General features: G+C 57.6%; 23 protein-coding genes, 1 tRNA gene and 3 pseudogenes. 18 read left to right on the top strand and 9 right to left on the bottom strand.

The genetic code is table 11. From position 1 onward, the window contains the following. Position 1: 1 nt before the first annotated feature. From ACIGDJ_RS25825 to ychF, 3 genes are all read left to right on the top strand, one after another. Entirely contained in the window at positions 2-604 is a 603-nt protein-coding gene (locus ACIGDJ_RS25825) for a 50S ribosomal protein L25/general stress protein Ctc (RefSeq protein ID WP_397504651.1), read from the top strand. Between the two features lie 171 nt (positions 605-775). After that, the gene (pth, locus tag ACIGDJ_RS25820) at positions 776-1,360 is read left to right on the top strand and encodes an aminoacyl-tRNA hydrolase (RefSeq protein WP_008079560.1); all 585 of its coding nucleotides are present in this window, start codon (positions 776-778) and stop codon (positions 1,358-1,360) included. Between the two features lie 22 nt (positions 1,361-1,382). Next, a complete protein-coding gene (gene ychF, locus ACIGDJ_RS25815; RefSeq protein WP_397504650.1) occupies positions 1,383-2,483 on the top strand; it encodes a redox-regulated ATPase YchF in 1,101 nt (366 codons plus the stop codon). A gap of 179 nt (positions 2,484-2,662) precedes the next feature. Here the strand turns inward: ychF and ACIGDJ_RS25810 are convergent, their stop codons facing one another. Further along, positions 2,663-3,880, bottom strand: a complete 1,218-nt coding sequence (locus ACIGDJ_RS25810) for an MFS transporter (RefSeq protein ID WP_056790311.1) — start codon at positions 3,878-3,880, stop codon at positions 2,663-2,665. A gap of 333 nt (positions 3,881-4,213) precedes the next feature. On the opposite strand from ACIGDJ_RS25810, the gene ACIGDJ_RS25805 reads away from it, so the two are divergent. Together ACIGDJ_RS25805 and ACIGDJ_RS25800 are read left to right on the top strand one after the other, a co-directional pair. Continuing rightward, positions 4,214-6,271 carry a methyl-accepting chemotaxis protein gene (locus tag ACIGDJ_RS25805; RefSeq protein ID WP_397479946.1) on the top strand — a complete coding sequence of 686 codons (2,058 nt, stop codon included), beginning with the start codon at positions 4,214-4,216 and terminating at the stop codon, positions 6,269-6,271. Between the two features lie 115 nt (positions 6,272-6,386). Then, positions 6,387-6,463: transfer RNA gene (locus tag ACIGDJ_RS25800), tRNA-Met, on the top strand. Positions 6,464-6,651: 188 nt separating this feature from the next. Here ACIGDJ_RS25800 and ACIGDJ_RS25795 read toward each other — a convergent pair. Further along, positions 6,652-6,990, bottom strand: coding sequence for a DNA-binding protein (locus ACIGDJ_RS25795; protein ID WP_206421567.1), 339 nt, complete (start codon positions 6,988-6,990; stop codon positions 6,652-6,654). A 236-nt stretch (positions 6,991-7,226) separates the two neighbouring features. Here ACIGDJ_RS25795 and ACIGDJ_RS25790 point away from each other — a divergent pair, with 236 nt between their 5' ends. The 8 genes and pseudogenes from ACIGDJ_RS25790 (at position 7,227) to ACIGDJ_RS25755 (ending at position 12,430) form a co-directional block, all read left to right on the top strand. After that, the gene (locus ACIGDJ_RS25790) at positions 7,227-7,499 is read left to right on the top strand and encodes a hypothetical protein (protein WP_397479945.1); all 273 of its coding nucleotides are present in this window, start codon (positions 7,227-7,229) and stop codon (positions 7,497-7,499) included. Positions 7,500-7,501: 2 nt separating this feature from the next. Next, positions 7,502-7,693 carry a hypothetical protein gene (locus ACIGDJ_RS25785; protein WP_397479944.1) on the top strand — a complete coding sequence of 64 codons (192 nt, stop codon included), beginning with the start codon at positions 7,502-7,504 and terminating at the stop codon, positions 7,691-7,693. A gap of 39 nt (positions 7,694-7,732) precedes the next feature. Further along, complete coding sequence (locus ACIGDJ_RS25780) at positions 7,733-8,137, top strand: hypothetical protein (RefSeq protein WP_397479943.1); 405 nt, start codon at positions 7,733-7,735, stop codon at positions 8,135-8,137. A 45-nt stretch (positions 8,138-8,182) separates the two neighbouring features. Continuing rightward, on the top strand, positions 8,183-8,611 hold the full coding sequence (locus ACIGDJ_RS25775) for a hypothetical protein (protein WP_397479942.1): 429 nt from the start codon (positions 8,183-8,185) through the stop codon (positions 8,609-8,611). Between the two features lie 66 nt (positions 8,612-8,677). Continuing rightward, positions 8,678-9,040, top strand: coding sequence for a hypothetical protein (locus ACIGDJ_RS25770; protein WP_397479941.1), 363 nt, complete (start codon positions 8,678-8,680; stop codon positions 9,038-9,040). Positions 9,041-9,200: 160 nt separating this feature from the next. Further along, positions 9,201-10,538 (top strand): annotated as a pseudogene (locus tag ACIGDJ_RS25765) (S-type pyocin domain-containing protein). Continuing rightward, positions 10,535-10,795: a bacteriocin immunity protein gene (locus ACIGDJ_RS25760; protein WP_397479940.1), complete on the top strand. Its 261-nt coding sequence runs from the start codon at positions 10,535-10,537 to the stop codon at positions 10,793-10,795. The pseudogene ACIGDJ_RS25765 and the gene ACIGDJ_RS25760 overlap by 4 nt, the downstream one beginning before the upstream one ends. A 720-nt stretch (positions 10,796-11,515) precedes the next feature. Then, positions 11,516-12,430: a hypothetical protein gene (locus tag ACIGDJ_RS25755; protein ID WP_397479939.1), complete on the top strand. Its 915-nt coding sequence runs from the start codon at positions 11,516-11,518 to the stop codon at positions 12,428-12,430. A 183-nt stretch (positions 12,431-12,613) separates the two neighbouring features. On the opposite strand, the gene ACIGDJ_RS25750 is transcribed toward ACIGDJ_RS25755, so the two are convergent. After that, positions 12,614-13,759: a PIN domain-containing protein gene (locus ACIGDJ_RS25750; RefSeq protein WP_397479938.1), complete on the bottom strand. Its 1,146-nt coding sequence runs from the start codon at positions 13,757-13,759 to the stop codon at positions 12,614-12,616. Positions 13,760-14,404: 645 nt separating this feature from the next. Here ACIGDJ_RS25750 and ACIGDJ_RS25745 point away from each other — a divergent pair. After that, positions 14,405-14,563 carry a hypothetical protein gene (locus ACIGDJ_RS25745; RefSeq protein ID WP_397479937.1) on the top strand — a complete coding sequence of 53 codons (159 nt, stop codon included), beginning with the start codon at positions 14,405-14,407 and terminating at the stop codon, positions 14,561-14,563. Positions 14,564-15,214: 651 nt separating this feature from the next. Here ACIGDJ_RS25745 and ACIGDJ_RS25740 read toward each other — a convergent pair. Continuing rightward, positions 15,215-15,439: a SymE family type I addiction module toxin gene (locus ACIGDJ_RS25740; protein ID WP_397479936.1), complete on the bottom strand. Its 225-nt coding sequence runs from the start codon at positions 15,437-15,439 to the stop codon at positions 15,215-15,217. Between the two features lie 79 nt (positions 15,440-15,518). Beyond that, on the bottom strand, positions 15,519-15,911 hold the full coding sequence (locus ACIGDJ_RS25735) for a helix-turn-helix domain-containing protein (RefSeq protein ID WP_397479935.1): 393 nt from the start codon (positions 15,909-15,911) through the stop codon (positions 15,519-15,521). A 364-nt stretch (positions 15,912-16,275) separates the two neighbouring features. Here ACIGDJ_RS25735 and ACIGDJ_RS25730 point away from each other — a divergent pair, with 364 nt between their 5' ends. From ACIGDJ_RS25730 to ggt, 4 genes are all read left to right on the top strand, one after another. After that, the gene (locus ACIGDJ_RS25730; RefSeq protein ID WP_397479934.1) at positions 16,276-17,526 is read left to right on the top strand and encodes an S-type pyocin domain-containing protein; all 1,251 of its coding nucleotides are present in this window, start codon (positions 16,276-16,278) and stop codon (positions 17,524-17,526) included. 9 nt (positions 17,527-17,535) lie between these two features. After that, entirely contained in the window at positions 17,536-17,805 is a 270-nt protein-coding gene (locus tag ACIGDJ_RS25725) for a bacteriocin immunity protein (RefSeq protein ID WP_397479933.1), read from the top strand. Beyond that, positions 17,802-18,104, top strand: coding sequence for a bacteriocin immunity protein (locus ACIGDJ_RS25720; RefSeq protein WP_397479932.1), 303 nt, complete (start codon positions 17,802-17,804; stop codon positions 18,102-18,104). The genes ACIGDJ_RS25725 and ACIGDJ_RS25720 overlap by 4 nt, the downstream gene beginning before the upstream one ends. Before the next feature lie 216 nt (positions 18,105-18,320). Then, positions 18,321-20,153, top strand: coding sequence for a gamma-glutamyltransferase (ggt, locus tag ACIGDJ_RS25715; protein WP_397479931.1), 1,833 nt, complete (start codon positions 18,321-18,323; stop codon positions 20,151-20,153). Between the two features lie 53 nt (positions 20,154-20,206). On the opposite strand, the gene ACIGDJ_RS25710 is transcribed toward ggt, so the two are convergent. From ACIGDJ_RS25710 to ACIGDJ_RS25695, 4 genes and pseudogenes are all read right to left on the bottom strand, one after another. Continuing rightward, entirely contained in the window at positions 20,207-20,806 is a 600-nt protein-coding gene (locus ACIGDJ_RS25710; protein WP_397479930.1) for a flavin reductase family protein, read from the bottom strand. Between the two features lie 181 nt (positions 20,807-20,987). Beyond that, positions 20,988-21,425 (bottom strand): annotated as a pseudogene (locus ACIGDJ_RS25705) (methyl-accepting chemotaxis protein); the annotation flags it as partial. 150 nt (positions 21,426-21,575) lie between these two features. Then, positions 21,576-22,214 (bottom strand): annotated as a pseudogene (locus ACIGDJ_RS25700) (PAS domain-containing protein); the annotation flags it as partial. A 205-nt stretch (positions 22,215-22,419) separates the two neighbouring features. After that, on the bottom strand, positions 22,420-23,733 hold the full coding sequence (locus tag ACIGDJ_RS25695) for an MFS transporter (protein ID WP_313000651.1): 1,314 nt from the start codon (positions 23,731-23,733) through the stop codon (positions 22,420-22,422). Positions 23,734-24,013: the final 280 nt, after the last annotated feature.

Here is a 24,013-nt window from a genome sequence, read left to right as displayed (position 1 = left end):
AATGAACGATTTTACTCTGAATGCTGAAGTGCGTTCCGACCTGGGGAAAGGTGCGAGCCGCCGCCAGCCTCGTCTCGCAAGCCTGGTTCCAGCTGTAGTTTACGGTGGCGACAAAGCCCCTGAATCCATCAGCATGCTGGCCAAAGAAGTTGCCAAACTGCTCGAAAACGAAGCGGCTTACAGCCACATCATCGAGCTGAACGTTGGTGGCACCAAGCAGAACGTCATCATCAAGGCTCTGCAGCGTCACCCGGCCAAAGGCCACGTGATGCACGCTGACTTCGTACGCGTTGTTGCCGGCCAGAAACTGACCGCCATCGTGCCTGTACACTTTGTTGGCGAAGAAGCTCCAGTCAAGAAAGGCGGCGAAGTTTCGCACGTTGTTGCCGAGATCGAAGTTTCCTGCCTGCCAAAAGATCTGCCTGAGTTCATCGAAGTCGACCTGTCGAAAGCAGAAATCGGCACCATCATTCACCTGTCGGACCTCAAAGCTCCTAAAGGTGTTGAGTTCGTTGCTCTGGCACACGGCGATGACAAGGCTGTAGCCAACGTCCACGCTCCACGTGTTGCTGCAGAACCTACCGAAGAAGGCGCAGCAGAGTAATTCACTCTGTATAGCCTGAGTGAGCAAGTAACATCGCGGACTGGAACGTAGCGAGAAAGCGGGCGAGAACGCGGAGTTTACATCCATGGTAAATGAGCACTTTTCGTCCACTTTCGCCGCTGTCACAGATTGCGGCGATGTTATTCACCACTCAAAGGAAGGGCCCCTATCGTGACTGCCATCAAACTGATCGTTGGCCTGGGAAATCCAGGCGCTGAATACGACCAGACCCGGCATAACGCAGGGGCCCTTTTTGTTGAGCGCATCGCCCACGCACAGAATGTGAACCTTGTGGCCGATCGCAAATATTTCGGCCTGACCGGGCGCTATTCGCATCAGGGTCAGGATGTTCGTCTGCTGATTCCCACCACCTACATGAACCGCAGCGGCCAGGCCGTGGCGGCACTCGCCGGTTTCTTCCGCATCAAGCCTGAAGAAATCCTCGTGGCGCATGACGAACTCGACTTGCCTCCGGGCGTTGCCAAGCTCAAGCAGGGCGGCGGCCATGGCGGTCACAACGGGTTGCGCGACATCATTGCGCAACTGGGCAATCAGAATACGTTCTACCGTCTGCGGCTTGGCATCGGCCACCCGGGCGTTGCCAGTATGGTTTCAAATTTCGTCCTGGGTCGTGCGCCACGCGCCGAACAGGAAAAACTCGATGCCAGCATCGACTTTGCCCTCGGCGTGCTGCCGGATATCCTCGCCGGGGAATGGAACCGCGCGATGAAAAACCTGCACAGCCAGAAGGCCTGACTTTTACCCGAGGGGAAACACCATGGGATTCAATTGCGGCATCGTCGGCCTGCCTAACGTCGGCAAGTCCACCCTGTTCAACGCCCTGACCAAATCCGGTATCGCGGCCGAGAACTTCCCCTTCTGCACCATCGAGCCGAACAGCGGCATCGTGCCGATGCCGGATCCGCGCCTGGAAGCCCTGGCAGCCATCGTCAATCCTAAGCGCATCCTGCCGACCACCATGGAATTCGTCGACATCGCCGGCCTCGTCGCTGGTGCCTCGAAAGGTGAAGGCCTGGGCAACAAGTTCCTGGCCAACATCCGCGAAACCGACGCCATCGCTCACGTGGTGCGCTGCTTTGAAGATGAAAACGTGATTCACGTTTCCAACAGCGTCGACCCCAAGCGCGACATCGAAATCATCGACCTGGAACTGATCTTCGCCGACCTCGACAGCTGCGAGAAGCAACTGCAGAAAGTCGCGCGCAACGCCAAGGGCGGTGACAAGGACGCTGTGGTTCAGAAGGCGCTGCTTGAGCAATTGATCGCGCACTTCACCGAAGCCAAGCCGGCGCGCAGCCTGATGAAGAACATGAGCGCGGATGAAAAAGCCGTGATCAAGGGCTTCCACCTGCTGACCACCAAACCGGTCATGTACATTGCCAACGTTGCCGAAGACGGCTTCGACAACAACCCGCACCTGGACGTGGTCAAGGCCATTGCCGAAGAAGAAGGCGCCATGGTCGTTCCGGTCTGCAACAAGATCGAAGCGGAAATCGCCGAGCTCGACGACGGCGAAGAAAAAGACATGTTCCTTGAGGCCCTGGGCCTGGAAGAACCGGGCCTGAATCGCGTGATCCGCGCCGGCTATGAAATGCTGCACCTGCAGACCTACTTCACCGCTGGTGTCGAAGAAGTCCGCGCCTGGACCGTCAAGGTCGGCGCCACCGCACCACAGGCTGCTGGCGTGATCCACACCGACTTCGAAAAAGGCTTCATCCGCGCCGAAGTGATCGCCTACAACGACTTCATCCAGTACAAGGGCGAAGCCGGTGCCAAGGAAGCTGGCAAATGGCGTCTGGAAGGCAAGGAATACATCGTCAAGGACGGCGACGTGATGCACTTCCGCTTCAACGTCTAAGCAACAGCCATACACGAGAAAGCCGCGTTTGATTCGCGGCTTTTTTGTGCCTGCGATCTGACACTGTATCTGTGGGAGCGGGCTTGCTCGCGAATGCGGTGTATCAGCAAAACATTCGTCGACTGACACGACGCCTTCGCGAGCAAGCCCGCTCCCACCGGGGACTGGATAGTGTGGGATCAGGCCTTTTTGGTACGCGGCAGGAAGATCGCCAACACGCCAAACAACGGCAGGAACGAGCACAGGAAATACACGTACTCAATCCCGTGCACATCCGCCAGATGCCCGAGCAGCGCGGCGCCAATCCCGCCGAAACCGAACATCAAACCGAAGAAAATCCCGGCGATCATCCCGACATTGCCCGGCACAAGCTCCTGCGCGTAGACCACGATCGCCGAGAATGCCGAGGCCAAGATAAAGCCGATCACCACGCTGAGAATGCTGGTCCAGAACAGATCGACATGCGGCAGGATCAAAGTGAACGGCGCGACGCCGAGGATGGAAAACCAGATCACTGCCTTACGCCCGATCTTGTCGCCAATCGGCCCGCCGAAGAATGTCCCCGCCGCCACTGCACCCAAGAACAGGAACAGATGCAATTGCGAGCTGGCCACCGACAGGTCGAACTTCTCGATCAGGTAGAAGGTGAAGTAGCTGGTGAAGCTGGCCATGTAGAAGTATTTGGAGAACACCAGCAGACCGAGCACCACCAGCGCACTGGTCACCCTGCCCTTCGACAAGCCGTGCGTCGCGGCCTGGCCGGCCTTGAGTTTGAACAGGTTGAGGTGATTGGCGTACCAGCGGCTGATGCGGTACAGCACGAACAGCGCAAACACAGCGAACAGGCCAAACCACGCCACGTTGCCTTGGCCGAACGGGATGATGATCGCCGCCGCCAGCAGCGGGCCGAACGCGGAACCGGCGTTGCCGCCGACCTGAAACGTCGATTGCGCCAGACCAAAGCGCCCACCCGAGGCCAGCCGCGCAACACGCGAGGCTTCCGGGTGAAAGGTCGACGAGCCAATACCGATCAGCGCCGCTGCCAGCAGAATCAGCGGGAAGCTGCCCACCACAGACATCATCAGAATGCCGATCAGGGTACACACCGTGCCCGCCGGCAGCAGCCACGGTTTGGGGTGGCGATCAGTGTGATAACCGACCCACGGCTGCAACAGCGACGCGGTCAACTGGAAGGTCAAGGTAATCAGGCCGACCTGGGTAAACGTCAGGCCATAGCTGGCCTTGAGCATTGGGTAGATCGACGGCAGCACCGACTGGATCAGGTCGTTGATCAAATGCGCCAGCGCCACCGCGCCGATGATGCGCATCACCAGTGGGCTGCTTTGGGGCGCAGCGGTCGCCGAGGCAGCGGCGGTCTGAACATTGCTGATAGCCATGGAAATTTCCGGACAGCAGAGGGATGCCCGCAGGCAGGTGCGTCAATGTGCCATTTTTCGGTGCGCTCGCGCTATCCCCTTAGCCAGCTAACTAACTGACGGGTCGTCGACTGCTCGGTGATAGCGCAACGCCATGGTCTGAATCTTGCCTTGCTTCTCTGCTTGAACGCGGCCGCCTTACAAAGACGACCGACAATGGGAAGTTTCGCTACAGAGCCGGCCTACAGAGCGGGCAAGAGTGAACTTTCGAGGCCTTTTAGCAGGGCACAACATCAAGGTCGAACGACTGCGATGCACGCCAATGGTGCGTGGTGTCCAGAGGAGTCATGAGGCATGCAGGCTTTCCTTTCACCGGGGATCAAATTGCTGGGGCGGTTTGGCTTCGCAGGTAAATTCCAGTTGTTGTTTCTGCTATTCATTCTGCCGCTGGCCGGCAGCCTGTTGATGATCGGCCATGACTATCGCGAGAAGCTCAATCTGATTTCCGGCGAACGCGCCGGGGTGCGCCAACTGCTCGCGCTGGATGCGCTGGATAACCTGCTCGCCGCGCAACGCGACCGCGCCGCCCGCTGGCGCGCCACGGAAACCAACCGGCAACCGACGCCAGCCACCCTGGCGGCCATGGCCGCCTTCGACGCCGTGCAACCTGCCGTGCTGCAAGCCACCACGGACCTGGGCACGGCACTGAAAAAAGAAGGAGCCGAAGGCGAGACGCTGACGCGCTATCAAGCGCTGCAAACCGCGCTCAACGGCCTCGACTCGAAAAGCCTGAGCAGCGTCGGCTGGTGGCCGGACGGTTATGACCGCTTCACCAATGCCTTGGGCGCGCTGCAAGCCTTGCGCGAGCAGATCGTCATGAACAATCGCCTGACCCTCGCGCCATGGCTGGAAACCTACCTGCTGACGCAGATTTCCACCCAACACGCCCCAGACCTGATCGAGCGGGTGGGCCGTCTCGCCGCGGTCGGCCAGGCCTCGGTGGTCTCCGGCCAGTTCACGCTGCAGAGTCGCTTGCAGTTGCGCGACCTGCGCAGCCGCATCGGCGACGCCCGCGAGCAATTGGTGAAAACTGCCGGCCTGCTGGAGGCGCGTTTGCCAGCCGAGCTGCAAGCATGGGCCGGTCAGTATCACGACAGTTTGAAACACCTCGACAGCGGCCTGAAAGTCCTCGACGACGGTGTGTTTGGCGGCAGCATCAACCTCAAGCCAGAGGACTTCGAACGCAGCCTCGACGCGCTGCTCAGCGACCTCGCTTCCCTGCGCCAGCAATCGTTGGTGGCGCTGGATCAGCGGCTCGATGCCTATTACAGCTCAGCGATCCGCCAGTTCATTCTTGTTGCCGCGATCTTCGGTTGCCTGCTGTTGGCCGCGTTATACCTGTTCGTTTGCCTGCAAGCCTCGATCCGGCGCAGCGCCAGCGGCATCACCTTGCTCGCTGAGGCCTTGCGCGACGGCAATCTGAGCCTGCAAGTGCCGGTGGTGGGGCGCGATGAGCTGGCAGCGATCAGCACCGCGCTCAACGTTGCCGTGGTGCAACTGCGCAGCAGCATGCTCGGTGTCGATCACGAGACCTCGCAACTGAGCAACGCCGTGCGCAGCCTCAACGACCATTCCAGCGGTGCGCTCAGCGAAGTCGAGGCGCAGCAATTGCAGATCAGCCAGATCGCCGCAGCGGCCACGCAACTGGCCGCTACCTCGCAAGGCGTCGCACAGAGCTGCGAACAAGCCTCCGGCAGCGCCCAGCACACTCGGCGCATTGCCGCCGACAGCAGCCGCGACAGCCAGCGCACCACGGCGAGCATTCAGCAGCTCAACCAGCGTTTGAACGACACAGCCGCAGCATTGGGCCGGGTCAGTGAACAAGGCCAGCAGATTCAACTGGTCGTCGACACCATTCGCGGCGTCGCCGAACAAACCAACCTGCTCGCCCTCAACGCGGCGATCGAAGCCGCACGTGCCGGTGAACAGGGCCGTGGCTTTGCCGTGGTCGCCGATGAGGTGCGCAGCCTGTCACAACGCACCCAGTCGTCCACCGCACAGATCGCCGGCACCGTCGATAGCTTGCGCGCCACGGTCAACGAAGCAGTCAGCCTGATGGAAGCCGCCTGCGGCCAGGCGCAATCGGATGCCGCCGCCGTCACCGGCCTCGGTGAACGCCTGGGCGAAATTGCCAGCGCCGTGCAGAGCGTCACCGACACCCTGGCGCAGATCGCCACGGCGGTTGAGGAGCAGGCGAGCACCGCCGATGAGGTCAGCGGCAACATCCAGCAAGTCGATCAAGCGGCGGTTCGTTTGCTCGAAGGCGCACGGGCGGTGAACATTGCGGCGGACACGTTGAGCCAGGGCAGCGAAGCCTTGAGCGCCAATACCGCCAGATTCCGCCTGCGCTGACACCCTCCCCGGCCCCAATTTTCGGGGCCGGAGGATAAGCGGTTGAAAATAAGAAGAAATATTTTGGATTTACGCTTGACGCTTTTCCATTTCAGGGGAATAATGCGCGCCACTTGGCTACATAGCTCAGTTGGTTAGAGCATAGCATTCATAATGCTGGGGTCCGGGGTTCAAGTCCCTGTGTAGCCACCAAGTACTAAAAACGGCTTACCGAAAGGTAGGCCGTTTTTTTATGCCTCGAGAAAAGTTGCGCTCTGCTTCACTCGCAACCTACCGCTTAATGTCAGCGGATCAATTCCACGTTCCCCCATCAGAGAAATGCCGCAGGGAAAAAATCAGAAAGCCCGACATCGAGCCGGGCTTCTTATTACCACGGTGGATCACGCTGCTGTGTGTTCCTGATCATCCTGACTGTGAGCGACCACCTTCGACAAACCGAGCCCCACAGCAGACAGCACCTTCAGTAGCGTAGAAAGGCCTGGGTTTCCATCTGCTGAAAATTGGCGGTAAAGATTGCCTCTATTGAGTCCGGTTGCGTTGGAGACAGCGGCAAAACCGCCTCTCGCTTCCACCACACGTCGCACCGCGGTGAGAAACACAGACTCACCGCCCTCTTCATCAATTTCTTCCAATGCTGCAACGAGATATTCGAGAGCGAAATTCTCGTCCGTGCGCAGCATTTCGAGAACACTGTCCTCGTGATTGCTTACGCTTTTCATTGAGCTACCTCTTCAGCGCTTTCCAGATTTCTTTTGATTGATCGATGTCGTGTTGCTGCCTATGTTTTGTTCCACCGTAACCCCCCAAAAGTAGCCAACCCGGCATGGTTACCATCCATCAAAAGGATCTCCGTTACGGAGGTATCCTCTGCTGGCCACAGGGGATAGGCATGATGGCCTGCTGCGCCGGTCTTCGTGCCGGTGATAGAGTTGGCGCACCTCAACGGAGTGCCATCATGCGCGCAGCAGTACGGGCCCTGGCCCTTGCCACCATTCTGCCCCCCACCATTTCCCATGCCGACTGGTCGTATCGCACAAGCACGGATGAGATGCGGGGCGAGACCATGACCTCAGCGGTGATCGAGTCGACCACCGCCATTGACCAGCAGGCGCCGTACAGCAAACCGGCGAAACTGGTCATTACCGCTGTCCGGTCGGAAAAGGGGTCGGGTTTTATGTTCCAGCTCTCCGAAGGGCAGTTCTCTTGCGTGCCCAGTTGTGCGATGTGAGCATGAAATTCGACGGGGGTGAGGTGCTCGATGTGAAGGCGATGAGCGCAGCTGACACCAACAGCGTCCTCCATGTCCAGAATCCTAATCTGTTCGTTGCTACTGCCCATCTGGCCAAGAGCCTTATGGTAGAAGTGCCGGTGTACCGGTACGGAAAGGCACAGTTCAAGTTCGACGTGTCGGGCCTGGAATAGGAGGGCCTGACGCCGTCGAAGGATGGGCTCTATGCTGGCGTGGGAGGACAAACTTGGGCGGCGCCGTACGATCCGGCCACCGGGCTTGTTGATAACGGCTTCGGCGAAGGTGAAGACCGCTGCTACATTGATTCAAAGCCGACGACCGTAGCCTTTGGAGCCAAGCCGACTAAAATCACGCATTGTTATTACCAAGGACGCCATTACCTTTCGATGGTTGATTTCGAGTTCGCCAGGATGAAGCAGGTTATAAGCGCTGTATCAAAGCAACTAGGAAAGCCCGAGCTCGAAATCCAAAAATATGTCAGCTGGTCTGATACGGAAGAAAAGCACCTTCTTTCAGCCGCCCTTCTGGCAAGCAAGAAGAGCAAGGTCGCAACGCTACAGATCACTTATGTACCGGCTGATAACCTGGTCCCACCCAGAAAGCTGGTAACGCAGTAACCACTGCCGGTAACCACTGAAAGTAACCAAACAAGGAAGTGGGAAATGAGTACAAACGAGAGAAGCGTTCAGCTCCACCAGAGCGCGAGCACTGAATCTGCGAACTTTGACCGATTTGTCCTGGGCGCCACAATGGCAGCCTGCGCCTACCTTGCGCAGACCATGCCCTTCGGACCTCTTGGCATAAACGTCTCCACGATGTATTTGGCAACCCTCCTCATCATGGGGCTGAGCGCGGTATTCGGTTTCCTCCGGATTGAGGCGACAATCTCAACCATGAATGCCAACTCAAGCTATTTGCACATGATCGAGATGGGTGAGTTGAACGACCTCTCAAGGCGTCACATGGCGCGAAAAGCGGTTGATAAAGTGGCCGACAGAACCAAAACGATGTATGTCCTGCGAAATCGTACGATGCTGATTTCATTCTTCCTCTACGTCGCTACAAAGGTGTATGCCACATACCCGTCTTAAGATCCTGATCTGTTAATTATCTCGACAGATATCGCCGTTGCTTTTACGCCTACCAACGAGTTCAGCATGAATACAGAGACACATGTAACGGTTCGCCTAACACTTTTCAAACATAGCAAAGGGTCATTCCTTGCCGCGTTAGATGAAGCCGAAATTTCGCACGGCCCCCTCCATGTGTTTTCCACAAACCCTCAAGGTTCGGGACTGGTGGAGGCAATAACTGCCCTATCAGACGCGATGCCTTGGAATGCCATGGCGAAGGTTGTTGTTGCCTGGATTGAGGCAAGAAAAAGCCGAGAAATAATCATTCATACAGGAACCGGTCAGTCGATCCATGCGAAAGGTTGCTCGCCTGCCGAGGTTCAAAAGCTCCTACAACAATCGACGAATGTGATCGTCATAGATACAAAGCCTGTCGATGAGCCTTAGAGCCTAAAAACTCTCGCTGAGATGTTCAGATCGCATCGTAGCCCTGGCGATGCGCCACCACTAGACACTGCGTTCCGAGCGGTTATTCTCCGTGATCGAAAATGCCATGCGCCACCAGGCGCGTTGGTTCTCAGGATGAAAAGATTCCAGGAATCAAGGAATGAGCGGATACGTCCCCAACCCACCGAAGGGTTACCGTTACAGCGGCACCGAGCCCGTCGATATACATGCCCAGCGTTGGGCAGAATACAAAGACCTCCCGACGAAGAACGAGACGAAACCTGCCAGCAAAGGCTGTGTATTCGCCAAGAGTTGCGATCTCGCAGACGGTGTGATCGATCACAAAAAGCCTGCCGGATTTATCCCCGTCGAGAGCCTGGCCAACTACGGAGAGTTCTCTCTCCTCGGAGGGCGTGAGAACGACGCCGCGGGAAATATCCCGCTGAAAAAAATCAGTGGAAGTGCCTTACCCGCCAGCCTGGGAACTCTCCTCTTGGGTGGCGCTGGCGCGGCGGCTGCCTCTTGTGGCGGGCTGTGTAAGGCTGGAGCTGCCGGGGGCGCAAGCGTTGCAGCCGGCTCTGCCGCTACGGGGGCTGCTGGTGGTACCAGCGTTCTTACCGCCGGAGTGGCCGCTGGTACATTGGCGGGGATAGTCGCGCTATTGTGGCCGTCGAACCTTGGTGACAGTTCTCTCTACACCGAAGAACAGCTTCAGCCGCTGGCGAAGGCCCGCACACGCGTCCGACTCCATGTTGAGGAGCAGGCCGACGGAACACTGAAGGGGTACGGGTAAAACACCCAGAAGCGCAGTGACTGGGAAATGATTCCTGTCGTGCAATTTGTCCAGCAAGGATCTCAGCAAGTAGCCGACTTCGGCAACGGAGTAACCCTCATCTGGACGCCGGCAGTTGATCCCTCGAGCACCTCCGGAATCCCGCCATTAGAGGGCGCACCTCAAGCGCCGCAGATCTGGATTTACCCGCCTACCGAACAGGCCGATAGCATCATCGTCAGCCCGATCTACCCCGACCAGTACAAAGACTTCATTCTCGTATTCCCGGCGGATTCAGGTGTGCAGCCGCTGTACATTGTGATGAATGTGCGCCTCAACCCAGGCACCGTGACCGGGCAGGGAACAGACGTGACAGGCATCTGGCTCGCCGGCGCCAGCGTCGGTCTGGGGTCGCCTGTGCCGACGCAAATCGCGGATCAGCTCATGGGAACGAGCTTCAGCAGCTTCGATGCTTTCAGAAAGGCGTTTTGGATTGCCGTAGGGAACGATGCGGAGCTCGCCAGCCAATTCAACGACAGCAATAAAGCCCGAATGCTTGAAGGTATGGCGCCCCGAGCACGGGCGATCGATACCGTGGGTAAGCGCCGATCCTTTGAGCTTCACCACGGGATTCCTGTTTCTGAGGGTGGCGAGGTTTACGACGTCGACAATCTCAGCGCCATGACACCCAAACACCATATTGATACCCACCGGAGCCCGAAATGATCGCACTCAAAAGCAGTCTTTCCGAATACACAGAGAGCGAATTTCTCGCACTGATCAAGGAAATCTGCAGCGCCGCTGGCACCGAAGACTATCAGGACGAGTTGCTGGAAAACTTCATCGAAGTAACTGGTAACGCTGCCGCCTCTGACTGGATTTACTACCCAGAAAACGGCGAGGACGACTCGCCTGAAGGAATTTTGGAAACCGTCAAGGGCTGGCGAGCGGCGCAGGGTTTGCCAGGGTTCAAAAGCGCGTAACAACTCGTCACGTTGGGGAGGTCACGCAGCCGGTTGAGACCGGAATCCACATCGGCATCCACGGTTTGGCTAGATCCGGCGTGGATACCTTGGTGGTGACCATAGGCGGTGACCACCAATGGTGACCGCTCTCCCCTGGTCACCGACGCACCAAATCTCCTTTTCCGAAACACCCCACGGAAGGCTGGCGCCCAGTTCCGGCCGGCGTGTTTCGCGCAGTTCGTCGCGCACGTCCATAGCGCACTATGGTCGATTCGCGAAGCCATCTCCCGGCAAGTTTCCACGCACCCTTCACGCAGTTTCTCCACGCACACCGGGACCTGGAAACGCCGTGGGAGCGAACTGTTTGGCGTCGGTACGCAACCAAGTGCGCACGATCGGTACGCACCTAGAACGGGAGGCCGCCAGCAAGTTCGCACCGGCGGTTCGTACGATAAGTTCGCACCTGGTTCGCAACCACCATTGCGCGCGAACCGGCGCACCCATGCCGAACTTTCACGACAAAGTCGTAAAACCCCTGGCTGATATCCAGGCATCCCCGCTATCCAGAGCTGTGGTCGTCGAGGGTTTCCACTGAGGTTTCCACCGTAAGGAGTGGTTTCTGCTGGAAACCTAGTCTTTTGCCGAATAAACCCACGGTGGAGGCGCGACGAGCGTGAGGCCCTTCACAAAAGCCGACGGGCGCGTAGGATCAATATGCGCAAATTGGAGGGCGCCCCTATGAAACTGATCATGGACTTCAAGGCCGACTGGCACGACACGCTCAGGGAGATCATGAAATCAGAATGGGATCTCGACACAAAACCAATCACTGACGATGTTCCTGTTCACTACTTCAACGCGGCCCAACGCCGCATAGCCGCGACGCCGAGAAAGGTCCTGGTATCCGATACCTTTCACTGCCCCGCCGAACACTTGCAGGGTTGGGAACAGATCAGGCGAAGCGTGATAGAGGGCCAGGACCTCAACCCCTACCTGAGCAAACTCATTGGGAAAGTAAAAAAAACTGATCTTCTGCTCAGCGACTGGGGAGTACATCACCTACATCTGGGCACCGTGTTAGAAGGACAGTACATGGCCAGAACAGGGCCTCTTCTGTTTGCACGAGTGACCGCAGACAATTTTTATGCGATCGATGTTTACACGCACGACGACTTTGCGGACGCGGAGATTGTGGAGGTCGTCCATAGGAACTGGCCTGAATCGATAGAGCATTGGGCACTTCGAGGCGTGCAATCCAAAGAGACGCTGACATCCGATCAGCGAGAAACGCTACGAAAGAAAAGGTACAACTCATTTGTTCAAGTGAAGGACGGCACTACATATGCTCCCATTGGCGGAGGGTATATGTTTTCTGGCCACAGCATATTTGCGATTACGGAAATGGACAAAGAGCATGACTTTCTCGAATGCCTGGAGCAGCTCGTGCCCGACCTGATACCCAAATTGCTTCCAGATCTCGAAAAGCGCGGCTACTCAGAAAATGGTGATCTCGGGGTAAGCCTAGTTCTGACCGAGCTTGCTTACTTTGCTCACTTCCCCCAATACGGCATTGCCACCGAGCTACAGAAACGGCGCCCGGGCCCCTGGAGCGCTGTAGTTTCCAAAAATGCCAAAACCTTGAAGTGGACCTAAGTGCGGCGCACGCACTTTGACCACGCTTTGACGGAATGTGAGACAAACATGAAACCAAGCCCACGCAGGGCACTCGTCTGAGGCTTATTCCGCGTGCGTGGCGTCAAAGAGTGGGGGCTTTGCCGTCTCGTACCCATGACACACCTCAGACGGATTATGGACAGGCTCTGGACGGATTCGATCTCAATCGTAGAAGTCCGGCTCAACATCCATCGGATCGCATTCATAGTCCCCCTTAGCGATCTCAATCTCTATATCCCAATCTTCCGGCTGGGAGTCTTCCTCCACTCCGCCGCAAGTAAAATACACTTGAATCTCGATTGTGCTTTCAGAGGGAAAAACATCTGCCCCGAGAGAGACCTCCTCCCGGTCGATAGAATCCCATGCGAAAAACTCTGCGCTAATTGAAAGCTCGACTGTCGCTGTGATGTTGAGCTCAATAACCCAGGTTTTCTTATCCGGGCTGATAGACCACACCTCTGCAGACTCTATCTTATAGCCTTTGAATTTAGTGTCATAGACTTCGGCTTCGACTCTACTAACTGTGTGACTTACTACGTCGATCGCACTCCAAGACGAGTCACTTACATGCTCAACTAGTGCATCGTGGAGGCTATCTCTAAGAGATGACTCATCACTTTGAACAGACTCGATAACTTTACTTTCGATAGCCTTTGCATAAGCATCTGTTGCGGAGAAAAGAGCAGCTAGTTCATCGATTGACCTGACACAGTACAAATAATCAGAGGTATCGGCAAACTTACTCCAGCCTTCATCCCCAGATGCGATCAGGCCCATTGTTTTTTTGTCTTTCGCAAAATCTTCGAGTAGAAGTAGAGACGTGGCATCTGGAAACTCAGTTTTCTTATCCTTACGCGTACCGAATGGCTGGGAGGTATCAAAGTAAAGATTGAATATGCGTTGCGCCAAGAGATGACCATCTATTGGCAGAATTTGACCCTGACAGGTAGAAGTATAGTCTTTGATCTGTTGATAGAAGTAAGCCCATGCATTGGCTCCGACCGTGAGCTTTTCAAAGCACTGATCGATGTCGTCCATGCTGATAGAAGCCAGTCTCTTTAACTCGTTGGAGGAGCTTTTAAAGCCGTCGACTGCTTTCGTAACACCTGCCATACGGTGAGAGACTATCTCCTGCGCAACGACCTCTGATAGCTGGAGGCTCATAGTGTCAGGCAATTGTTTAGGAAGTTGCTTCAGCGCTCCGCCCTCAAAGTTGTACCCGGCTGCTTGGATTAGGTCCGTATCGAGGGAGAAGAAAGAGACATGACCCTGCCAAAGCTGGGCTGCTGTTGGATTGCCTTTTGGCATACAACCATCCTTGTTAGTCCACTTCGAGTTAGCGCAAAACCTCTTGCACGATATGGCTCGCAGCATGGCGAAGTGCCTTCAGTTTCGTCAAGCATTGCAGGTAGCCTTTCGAAATTACGATGAGATCGGGGTATATATCGAACGTGACGCACTCGGTCGGCCCGGCATCCTCACGAGATTTGGAATCGCCGCCAGACTTTTACGGAGAGCCGTGGGCGAGGACGGCATCTGGCTGTCAAATGCTTGGCCATACAAATGCTTAGCGCGCCAATGAATTCTTGACAGAGCCTTGACTGATTTTCGGTAGCAGGGGCCGGTCAATTCCTCCAAAGCCCACGCCCTACACTGTCTCCAGCGTGAAAGACCGCATGCTGCCGCTTGATGCTCGTCAAGTATTTGCCAGATCTTCCAGCGACCTGACAGCAGGCCGGAACAGGGTGTGAACGAGCTGCTCCCCCTGGAGTGGATACCGGTCGGATTGCCAGATTGGTCAGCGCTCGGATACCAGTAGCTGCGCACGTTCATCTGGTTACATTTGCAGGTCATCTGCTGTCCCCCGCTTCGTTACGGCGCCAGCATCAACCGCGAACTGAGGGTAGAGCTGTGTCCGTTATTGAGTGTGATTAACTACCCGCCGACAAGGTAATGTTTCCGCCGGAGCTGGCGCTGCTGATCATCAGAAAGGCCAGCGCCATGGCGGCTACCTTCGAGGAGCAGGCGCTCGACCAACTGACCAAGGACGCGCGACGAGCGCTCAAGCAAGGCGCAGACCCGCGGAAGGTCATCAGGGAAATGCGGCTGTGAGGCGCCGGTGAGTTATCAGCACCCGCCCTACCAAAATGGGATGGCAGGTAGCCGAGGCCACTCCCCCGTCCCGGGATAGCGCTTCAGTGGGGTCGGATCGAAGCGGGGTTACCGTTCGTCAGCTGTAGGTGAGCAGATTCCATGGTGAATTCTGGACGACGTCGAACAGACCAAAAACAGCCCAGCAGACGGCGCCGTGTAACCCTGGTGTATCCCTTGAATATCACAACTTACGCATATCCAAGAAATACAGTAGGTTAGGCGTCCAGTTCAATTGCCTGTGTAACCACCAAGTACAAAAACGGCTTACCGAAAGGTAACCGTTTTTTTATGCCTGCAGTAATCTCCCTTCCGGTTCCCCACCAACAGAAGGTCTATCTTCAGCCCTTTCGATTGATCAGTGGGCACGCAGCCGCTCATCCGTCAGACTTCTTACAGTTTGCAATTCGCCTTTTTTCACATAAGCCAAATATCAAATTCAAGATAATGCCTTCCTCACAACCAGGCTTTTAGCCAGGTATTACAGGCCCCGCCCGCCATAAAATTCTAAATAATCAAAAGCGCTATTTCAGAAAAAACGCCGCTATCCCTTGAGGGTTAGCGGCGTTTTTCCTACGCAACTGGCGTTGCGGCTGTACTTGGACGATTCATCTATTCCGCTGTAATCACCAGACACCCTTTCATCACGCGCACTTTGACGTTCTCGTTTACCTCGAATCCCGCTTGCCGCAACCACAGCCCGCGCAGCCTGATCCAAGGCACAGGCTTGCCGGGGCTGTAGGGTGTGTCCTTTGTGTGGACCGGGTAAAAATCAGCGGCGATTTTCAACCGGCGTTCAGTGATGGGGGTTGATGACGTATGCTTGGTTTTAGCCATGATTAGCTCCTGTTTAGCTGCTTGTGGTTAGCGGAGCCAGGGTGTTGGCGCACCCTGGTTCCGCGCTCTTAGGGTTACTTCAAATTTCTCTTTCTTCGTTGCTTGTTTTGGTCGCTGCCTGTGCGATCAGCGCGTCAAGCATCTGCGCAATTACCTTCTGTTGGACCTTCGAAAGCTCATTGATGGACTGCAGCCGTCGATACCACGTCGAGGTCAAGCTGCGTCTGGGCGTCTCCGTGTACGAGGGAACCCCGAGCAGGTCTTCAACGGGAACGCGAAGCGCAAATGCCATCTTCACCAGTGTCGAGACCGGCATGCTGCGCGTGCCCTCCTCGTAACCCTGAAAGGTCTGCCGGGAAAGACCTAAAGCCCTTGCAAACCGCGTCTGTGTTATCTCGTGCACCGTGCGTAAATGTGCAATGCGACTGCCCAACGCCACCAGAAAATCACGATCCTCATTGGAAATGCTCATGACAGCGGCCGACTGAAAATAAAATCGAATGGCAACGGACTCATCCTCTTCATCTGATATCCATCCTGGAAAAACTGCAGGAACCATCCTCAGGCAACGCCGTGTAGGCTGTCGACCTGAATAAACTGTAAGAGAAATCCGGCGTAATCAGCCATTCAAACGAAAAGACTACAGCCGCGACCGACGATAATTTCGCCTGAACCAGGCGCAAAACCGCTGGACTGAGATAGCCCTGTAGGAAGCAGGCTTTGCTCACGTAAGAACTGGATTTTTCATAACTTCAAGCACCCATCCCTCTCTCCCCGAACTGCCCTTCGACCGACAAGCTCCCCTGGCTCGATTCAGCGCCATACAGGGAGTTGGCATGCCTCGATTCAAATCTTTTTTCGACGAAGACTGGGCATGGGCACGCGACTCCGGCGGTGCGTCATGGGGCGGGTGGTTGCCACCTCGAGCGCCGGAGGAGCCGGTGTATATCGAGAAGGATGAGTGGCCTGCGCCCAAGCCACGCGAAGACAGGGTATTTGCCAAGTCCTGCACGCCGGACAACTGGTGTCGCACGGACGCTGGCACTGCCAAGGAGCCAGCCAGAAACTTCGGCAAGATCATGCTCGCCGGCGCCATGCTCATGCCCTCCGCCAGTGCCGCGATCGCGACGGCAATAGGCGCCGACCTGGCTTTGGGGCGTCTGGCCGGCGGCGGGATTTTGCAACAGCGCCTGAACTGGGCCATCCGTGGCGCCGGCGGGCCGGCCAGCGTGTTCGTGCTGGGAATGCTGCCAAGCAAAATAGCCGACGGCACGCTTCACACAGACGAAGAACTACGCCGCATGAGCCGCGCCACCACGCGCGTGCGCTTCCAGTTTCGTCGAGATGCCGGAGGCGTCGTGCGGGTCTACGGTATCCACTCCGGCGCCTCTGGCGACGACGCCGTACGCACGGTGAACGTCAAGTGGAACGCCGACAAGACCGCCATGGAGGCCAATCTCAACGGCATCACCATTCTCTGGACGCCGCAACGCGGGCCGCTGGGGTCGATGCCTCCGCTGGTTTATCCCGACCACGGCGAGGCACTCGACCCGATCCTCGTCCACCCGATCCCGGACAATACCGATAGCCAGATTGAGGGTCTGCCGGGCGAGGATGTAACGGCCGAGGATTGTATTCTGGTGTTCCCGGCGGACACCGGGCTGAAGTCGTTGTATGTGGTTTATTCGAGGCCGGCGAGGCAGACGCCGGGGATCGTTACGGGGGTGGGGGAGGATGTGGGCGGTATTTGGCTTGACCATGCTCAAGCTCAGGATGGCGCCCCTATTCCAACCAGCATCGCCGATAAACTCAGAGGGAGCGAATATTCTAGTTTTGATTCGTTTAGGCGGGCTTTTTGGGCCGTTGCCTCAAAAGACAGCGCAGTGGCACAACAGGTCAGCGAAGATAATCTACGACGTATGCGCAACGGAAATGCGCCCCGCGCCCGCTTAGGTGATGCAGCAGGGAAAAGGATCTCTCATGAGATTCATCATGTGGAGCCGATATCCGAAGGTGGTGATATCTACAACGTAGATAACCTAAGGGTCTACACACCCAAAAACCATGTCAACGTACACCGTAAATAAGGGCATACCATGAGCGACCCATTCATCAAAAGCAGCTTTTCCGACTATACCGAGCAGGATTTCATTGATCTCATAGATGAAATAAGAAAGGAAGATATAGCGCCGACAGATCTCCGTGCAGATGCATTGATACTGCACTTCAACAAGATAGTAGGACATCCGAGCGGGATGGATCTGATCTACTACCCCGAGCCCGCAGCAGATACAACATCTGCCGGAATAGCTCGTACAGTCATGGCATGGCGCGAAGCGAATCGACTACCTGGGTTCAAGACATGAATCCTGCCGCCCGTTTCATTTGCACTGTGGAACTTCAACTTGAGAACGTTTTGACTAACATATCCGACTACACCGAAGCAGAATTCTTGAAATTTGTGCAATCTGTTCTTGCAGCCAACACAAGCCCAGACGAGATTCTCGATCCGCTGTTGTTTGAATTTGTACGTCTGTCTGAGCACCCAGCGGGCACTGACCTTATCTATTGGCCCGAGGATATGAAACAACAAACAGCCGAGGGCATTACCGAAACCGTGAAAAAGTGGCGCTCTACCCATGGTCTACCCAGCTTCAAGCAATAAGTTTCTGGCTCACTAACCCTGCATCACTCTCAAGAAGATCGCACCGCCTGAGCTACCGCTTTCGCGAGCAGGCTCGCTCCCACAAGGGCATCGTTTTCGGCCAATCGATTGGCGCGGCCGCTGAGCGGGAGGGCTGTAATCCTCACGCAGTTTGCACCCCGCCGGCCCGCTCGATAAAGTCCCCCAAGACTTCTATCCCACGGACGGAGAGCCCACGTGTTTCCAACCTTGCCCTTGAGCCGCTTTCGCCTGCCAGCCCTGACACTGCTTGTCAGCGCTCTGACCCTCACCGCATGCAACGCCCCACCCTCTTCTTCCTTGCCACTAGCACCAGAAGCTGCTTCCGGCTACCGCACTGATCTGCAAACCCGCCACGCCAATAAACACATGGCTGCCGCAGCCAATCCGCTGGCGGCCGAAGCCGGGCGGGAGATGTTGCGTCAGGGTGGCTCGGCGATTGATGCGGCGATTGCGATGCAGGCGGTGTTGACGCTGGTTGAGCCGCAGTCTTCCGGGATAGGTGGCGGGGCGATGATCGTGTTGTGGGACGGCAAACAGGTGCGCACCTATGACGGCCGCGAAACGGCGCCGGCCGGGGCCACCGAGAAGCTGTTCCTGAATGCCGACGGTAAACCGATGGCCTTTACGCAAGCACAGATCGGCGGGCGTTCGGTCGGTACGCCCGGGGTGTTGCGCGCGCTGGAGCTGGCGCATCGGCAACACGGTCGCCTGCCGTGGGCGAAGCTGTTTGAGCCGGCGATCAAACTGGCCGAGCAAGGCTTTGCGATTTCCCCGCGCCTGCATTCGCTGCTGACCGCTGATCCACTGATACGCCAGTCGCCGGATATGGCCGCGTACTTTCTGAATGAGGATGGCAGCGTCAAAGCGGTGGGCACGCGCCTGCAGAACCCGAAATTGGCCGCCGTGTTCAAACGCATCGCCAGCGAAGGGGCCGATGCGCTGTACAAAGGCCCGATCGCCGAAGAAATCGTCGCCAAGGTTCAACAGCACGCCAACCCCGGCAGCCTGTCGCTGAACGATTTGCAGCGTTATCAGGCCAAGGAGCGCGCGCCGCTGTGTACCGACTACAAGCGCTGGCAGGTTTGCGGCATGCCGCCGCCGTCGTCGGGCGGGATCGCGGTGGCGCAGACTCTCGGCACGTTGCAGGCGCTGGAGACGCGCGACCCACGCCTGTCGCTGGCCCCGCTTAAACCAGTGAAAACCAATAAGCCGGCCGGCATCGAACCGGCGCCACAAGCGGTGCATCTGATCGCCGAGGCTGAACGTCTGGCCTATGCCGACCGTGCGCAATACGTGGCCGACACCGACTTCGTCCCGGTGCCGGTCAAAGGTCTGCTCGATCCCGCCTACCTCGCCAGCCGCGCCAGCCTGATCGGCGAGCGCAGCATGGGCAGCGCCAAACCGGGCACACCGCCGGGCGTGCAGGTTGCCTACGCGCCGGACCGTTCGCCGTTGCGCATCTCGACCTCGCAAGTGGTTGCGGTGGATGACCTCGGCGGCGCGGTGTCGATGACTACCACCATCGAAGCCGCATTCGGCTCGCACCTGATGGTTCAGGGATTTCTGCTGAACAACCAGATGACCGACTTCTCATTCATCCCCGAAGAGAACGGCCACAAAGTCGCCAACCGCGTCGAACCCGGCAAACGCCCGCGCTCGTCGATGGCACCGACGCTAATCTTTGATCGCAACACGGGTGAATTCGTCGCCACGGTCGGCTCCCCCGGCGGCTCGCAAATCATCGAATACGTCGCCAAAACCACCATCGGCCTGCTCGACTGGAACCTCGATGCACAAAGTGCAATCAACCTGCCCAACTTCGGCAGCCGCAATGGCCCCACCGAACTGGAACAGGGGCAGTTCAGCGCGGCCCTGATTCAGGCATTGAAGGAAAAGGGCCACGCGATCAGCGAAATCGACATGACCAGCGGCACCCAAGCGATCGTGCGGGTGAAGGATGCGCAGAATAAAGCGACGTTGACCGGTGGTGCCGATCCTCGACGTGAGGGAGAAGCGGTAGGGGATTGAGACACTGCATTGAAAAAGGCCTGCCGAGCGGCAGGCCTTTTCGCAGGAGTGAATCAGACCTCCAGCGTCTTGCCGTCCACCCCATCACCAATCGTCAGGAAATGCCCGCCGGCGACATGGTGCAGCGTGCGCAATCCATCATGCCCTTCGAAATGCCAGCGGCCTTCGCTGAATACACGTTCGTCGGCCTGCGCGGCGATGACCTCGGCGAGGAACAGGTCGTATCGCTCGTGATTGCGCGGCTCCGGCAGCAGGCGGCATTCGAGCCAGGCGACACAACCCTCGAGCAGCGGCGCTTCAACCTGTTCGCCGGCGAAGGTGTGCAGGTCGTACGCCTGAAACTTGTCGTGACCTTGGTTGCGGGTGATTTCCAGGCCGGAGGTGTTGCCGACGGTTTGCACAATATCGGCCTGATAAACGCATGGCACGTTCAGTACAAACGTGCCGGAAGCTTCAAGCAACTGGCGGGTCCAGGTGGATTTGTCGAGCACGACGGCGACTTTCGGCGGTTCGAAATCCAGCGGCATCGCCCAGGCAGCGGCCATGATGTTGCGCTGGCCATCGTGGGCAGCGCTGACCAGAACGGTGGGCCCATGATTAAGCAGGCGATAGGCTTTGTTCAGGGGCACCGGACGGCGGTGAGAGACGCTCATGGAAATCTGCTCCGGAGGAAAAGGAGCCGATTGTAGCGCCAGCCCCGAAAGATCTGTTGGCGACAACTGTAGGAGCTGCGGAACGCTGCGATCTTTTGATCCTGGCTCTGATGCTTGAATTCAAATCAAAAGATCGCAGCCTCGTTTCACTCGTCAGTTCCTACAGGGATCGGCGTGCAGGTCAGTGAGAGAGCTGATTGGCAAACTGGCCCACCGCATCCACCACTTTCTGCGCACCGTCCTGAATCTCGACGATCACCGTGCCCGCTTCCGCCGCCAGCGCCAGGCCTTGTTCAGCCTGAAGCTTGCCGTCGGTCATCAGGGCCACGGCGCTACGGGCCATTTCCTGGTTCTGCCGTACCACGCCGACGATTTCGTCCGTCGCCTGGCTCGTGCGCGAGGCCAGTTGCCGAACCTCATCCGCGACCACGGCAAACCCACGGCCCTGTTCGCCGGCCCGGGCGGCTTCGATGGCGGCGTTGAGCGCCAGCAGGTTGGTCTGTTCGGCAATGCCGCTGATCGTTTTGACGATCGTGCCGATCACCAGCGACTGCTCGTTCAGCGCCTCGATACCTTCGCCGGCGGCTTGCATGTGCCGTGACAGGTCACGCATCACGTTCACCGCTTGGGTGACCACCGTGGTGCCGCGTTGCGCGGTGCTGTCGGTTTGTTGCGAGGTGCTGTAAGCGATGCTGGCCGCGTCGGCAACCGCCTGCTCGCGGTTGACCTGATCGGTGATCACCGTGGCGAACTTAACCACTTTGTACAGTTTGTCGTTGGCATCGACCACCGGGTTGTAGGACGCCTCCAGCCACACCGTACGACCATGGCTGTCGATACGCTTGAAGCGGCCAGCGACAAATTCGCCGCTGTTCAAGCGCCGCCAGAAGTTCTGGTACTCGGCGCTGTTGTACTCTTCCGGGGCGCAGAACGTACGGTGATGTTTGCCCTTGATCTGCGCCAGGCTGTAACCCATGCCGTTGAGGAAGCGATCATTGGCGGTCAGCACATTGCCGTTGAGGTCGAACTCGATCACGGCGGTGGAACGCACCAGCGCGCCGATCAGGTTCTCATGCTCGCGGGAGGCTTCGATGGTGCGGGTCAGGTCACTGGCGTAAAAGGAAATGTGCCTGATCCGGCCATCAGAGGAGCGCACCGGCTGTACGATTGAACGCAACCACGCTTCGTCGCCGTTGCCGCGCAACAATCGCACGGCGCCGGCGAAATGCTCGCCACGGCTCATCGAGTTCTTGAAACGCTGATGGAATTCGTCGGATTTGACGTGAGCCGGGACGATGTCTTCAATTGCCCGGCCGACCAGGTCCTGGCTCTTGTAGAGCATTTCATCGAGAAAATTCTGGTTGACCGAACGAATCCGCCCGTCGGGCTCAAGGGTCAGTGCGAGCATTTCGCTTTCCAGGCTTTCCTTCACTTGCACAAGGCTGGAGAGTTCTTCGCGGAGAGCGGCCAGCTCTTGCTTCAAGCGTTTATTGAACATGGGAAAGCACCGATGGCAGGGTTGAAAGCGGCGTACAACCTAGCCATCGGCCTGGCGGAGTTTTTCTAAAGCCAGCGCAAGACCCGTCAGTCGAAAATAGTCCAGCGCTCTCGGCTCAGGCAGCACCGGCAGCCTGACACGGCCCCGTGCGCGGCATGCGCGCACCGAAATACGCTGCCGTCAGAATCCCCACCGCACCCATCACTGCACAGAACATCACGCAAATCCATGGGCTCCATGGCATCAGACCGATCAGCAGGAGTGGTGTGAAACTCGCCCAGGCGGCGTAGGCAATGTTGTAGGTGAAGGAAATGCCTGACACGCGAATCCGCGCTGGGAACAGCCCGACCATCACCGAAGGCACCGCACCGACGACTCCGCAGGCAAGACCGGCGACTGCATAGGCAATGCCGATCCAATGTCCGCCGAGGATCAGACAGCCATACAACACGCCAATCCCCAGCGGCAGCAACAGGCTGTAAAGCATGACCGTGCGCCAGGCACCCATGCGATCGACCAGCAGCCCGGCGATCACGCAGCCGATATTCAGGAAAACGATGCCCAGGGCGCTGAGGCCGAAAGTGTGGCTGGCAGTCATGCCAAAAGTTTTCTGCATCATCGTCGGGGTGATCACAACGAACACCACCACTGCCGAGGTCAGCACGCAGGTGAGCAACATGGCCGGCAACATGGCCAGACGATGCTCACGCAATACCGTGCGCAACGGCAGCTCGACCCGCGCCTCGCGCTGCGCCTCCATGGCCATGAACACCGGGGTTTCGCTGAGCCAGCGGCGCAGATAAACGCCCACCACGCCGAATACGCCACCGAGCAGAAACGGATAGCGCCAGGCGTAATCGAGAATCTCCGCAGGAGTGAACACCTGCGCAAGGAAAGTCGCGGTGAGTGCGCCGATCAGGTAACCGAAGGTCAGTCCGGCCTGCAAGAATCCGAGTGCGTAACCGCGATGGCCGATAGGCGCATGCTCGGCAACGAACACCCAGGCGCTCGGCACCTCGCCGCCCACCGCCGCGCCCTGCAGGATGCGCAGCGCCAGCAACAGCAACGGGGCGAAATAGCCGATCTGCGCGTAGGTCGGCATGATCCCGATCAGCAGGCAAGGCAGCGCCATCATCAGAATGCTCAGGCTGAAAACCTTTTTGCGGCCCAGCCGGTCGGCGAAATGCGCCATCAGAATCCCGCCCAGTGGCCGCGCCAGATAACCGGTGACGAAGATGCCGAAGCTCTGCAGCAAACGCAGCCACTCGGGCATTTCCGGCGGGAAAAACAGCTGGCTCAGGGTCAGCGCGAAGAACACGAAAATGATGAAATCGTAGATTTCCAGCGCCCCACCGAGCGCCGCAAGGCCGAGGGTCTTGTAGTCGGCACGGCTGAACGGCGCCGGTCGGGCTGGAGAAGTGGCAGTCATGACAAAGAACTCAGGTATCGGCAAAAACCAAGGCGCCCATGGTCTACGCAAATACGCGGATCGACAACCCGTCAGACCATCGTCTCGGTTTGCGAAAACCCGCTCAACAAAATGGCCGCGCTTGATTTACTGTTAGTGCCTGTCTGCTGGCGCACAATTTACAAACCACCATAAATCCCTGTGGGAGCGAGCTTGCTCGCGAAGAGGCCGGTACATTCAGCATCACTGTTGACTGACCTGACGCGTTGGCGAGCAAGCTCGCTCCTACAGAGGCGGTGTC

The sequence above is a fragment of the Pseudomonas sp. NPDC079367 genome, from assembly GCF_044542195.1.
GTDB lineage: Bacteria > Pseudomonadota > Gammaproteobacteria > Pseudomonadales > Pseudomonadaceae > Aquipseudomonas.
Note: the sequence above shows the minus strand (reverse complement) of the source record. Positions and strands in the feature narration are given on the sequence as shown.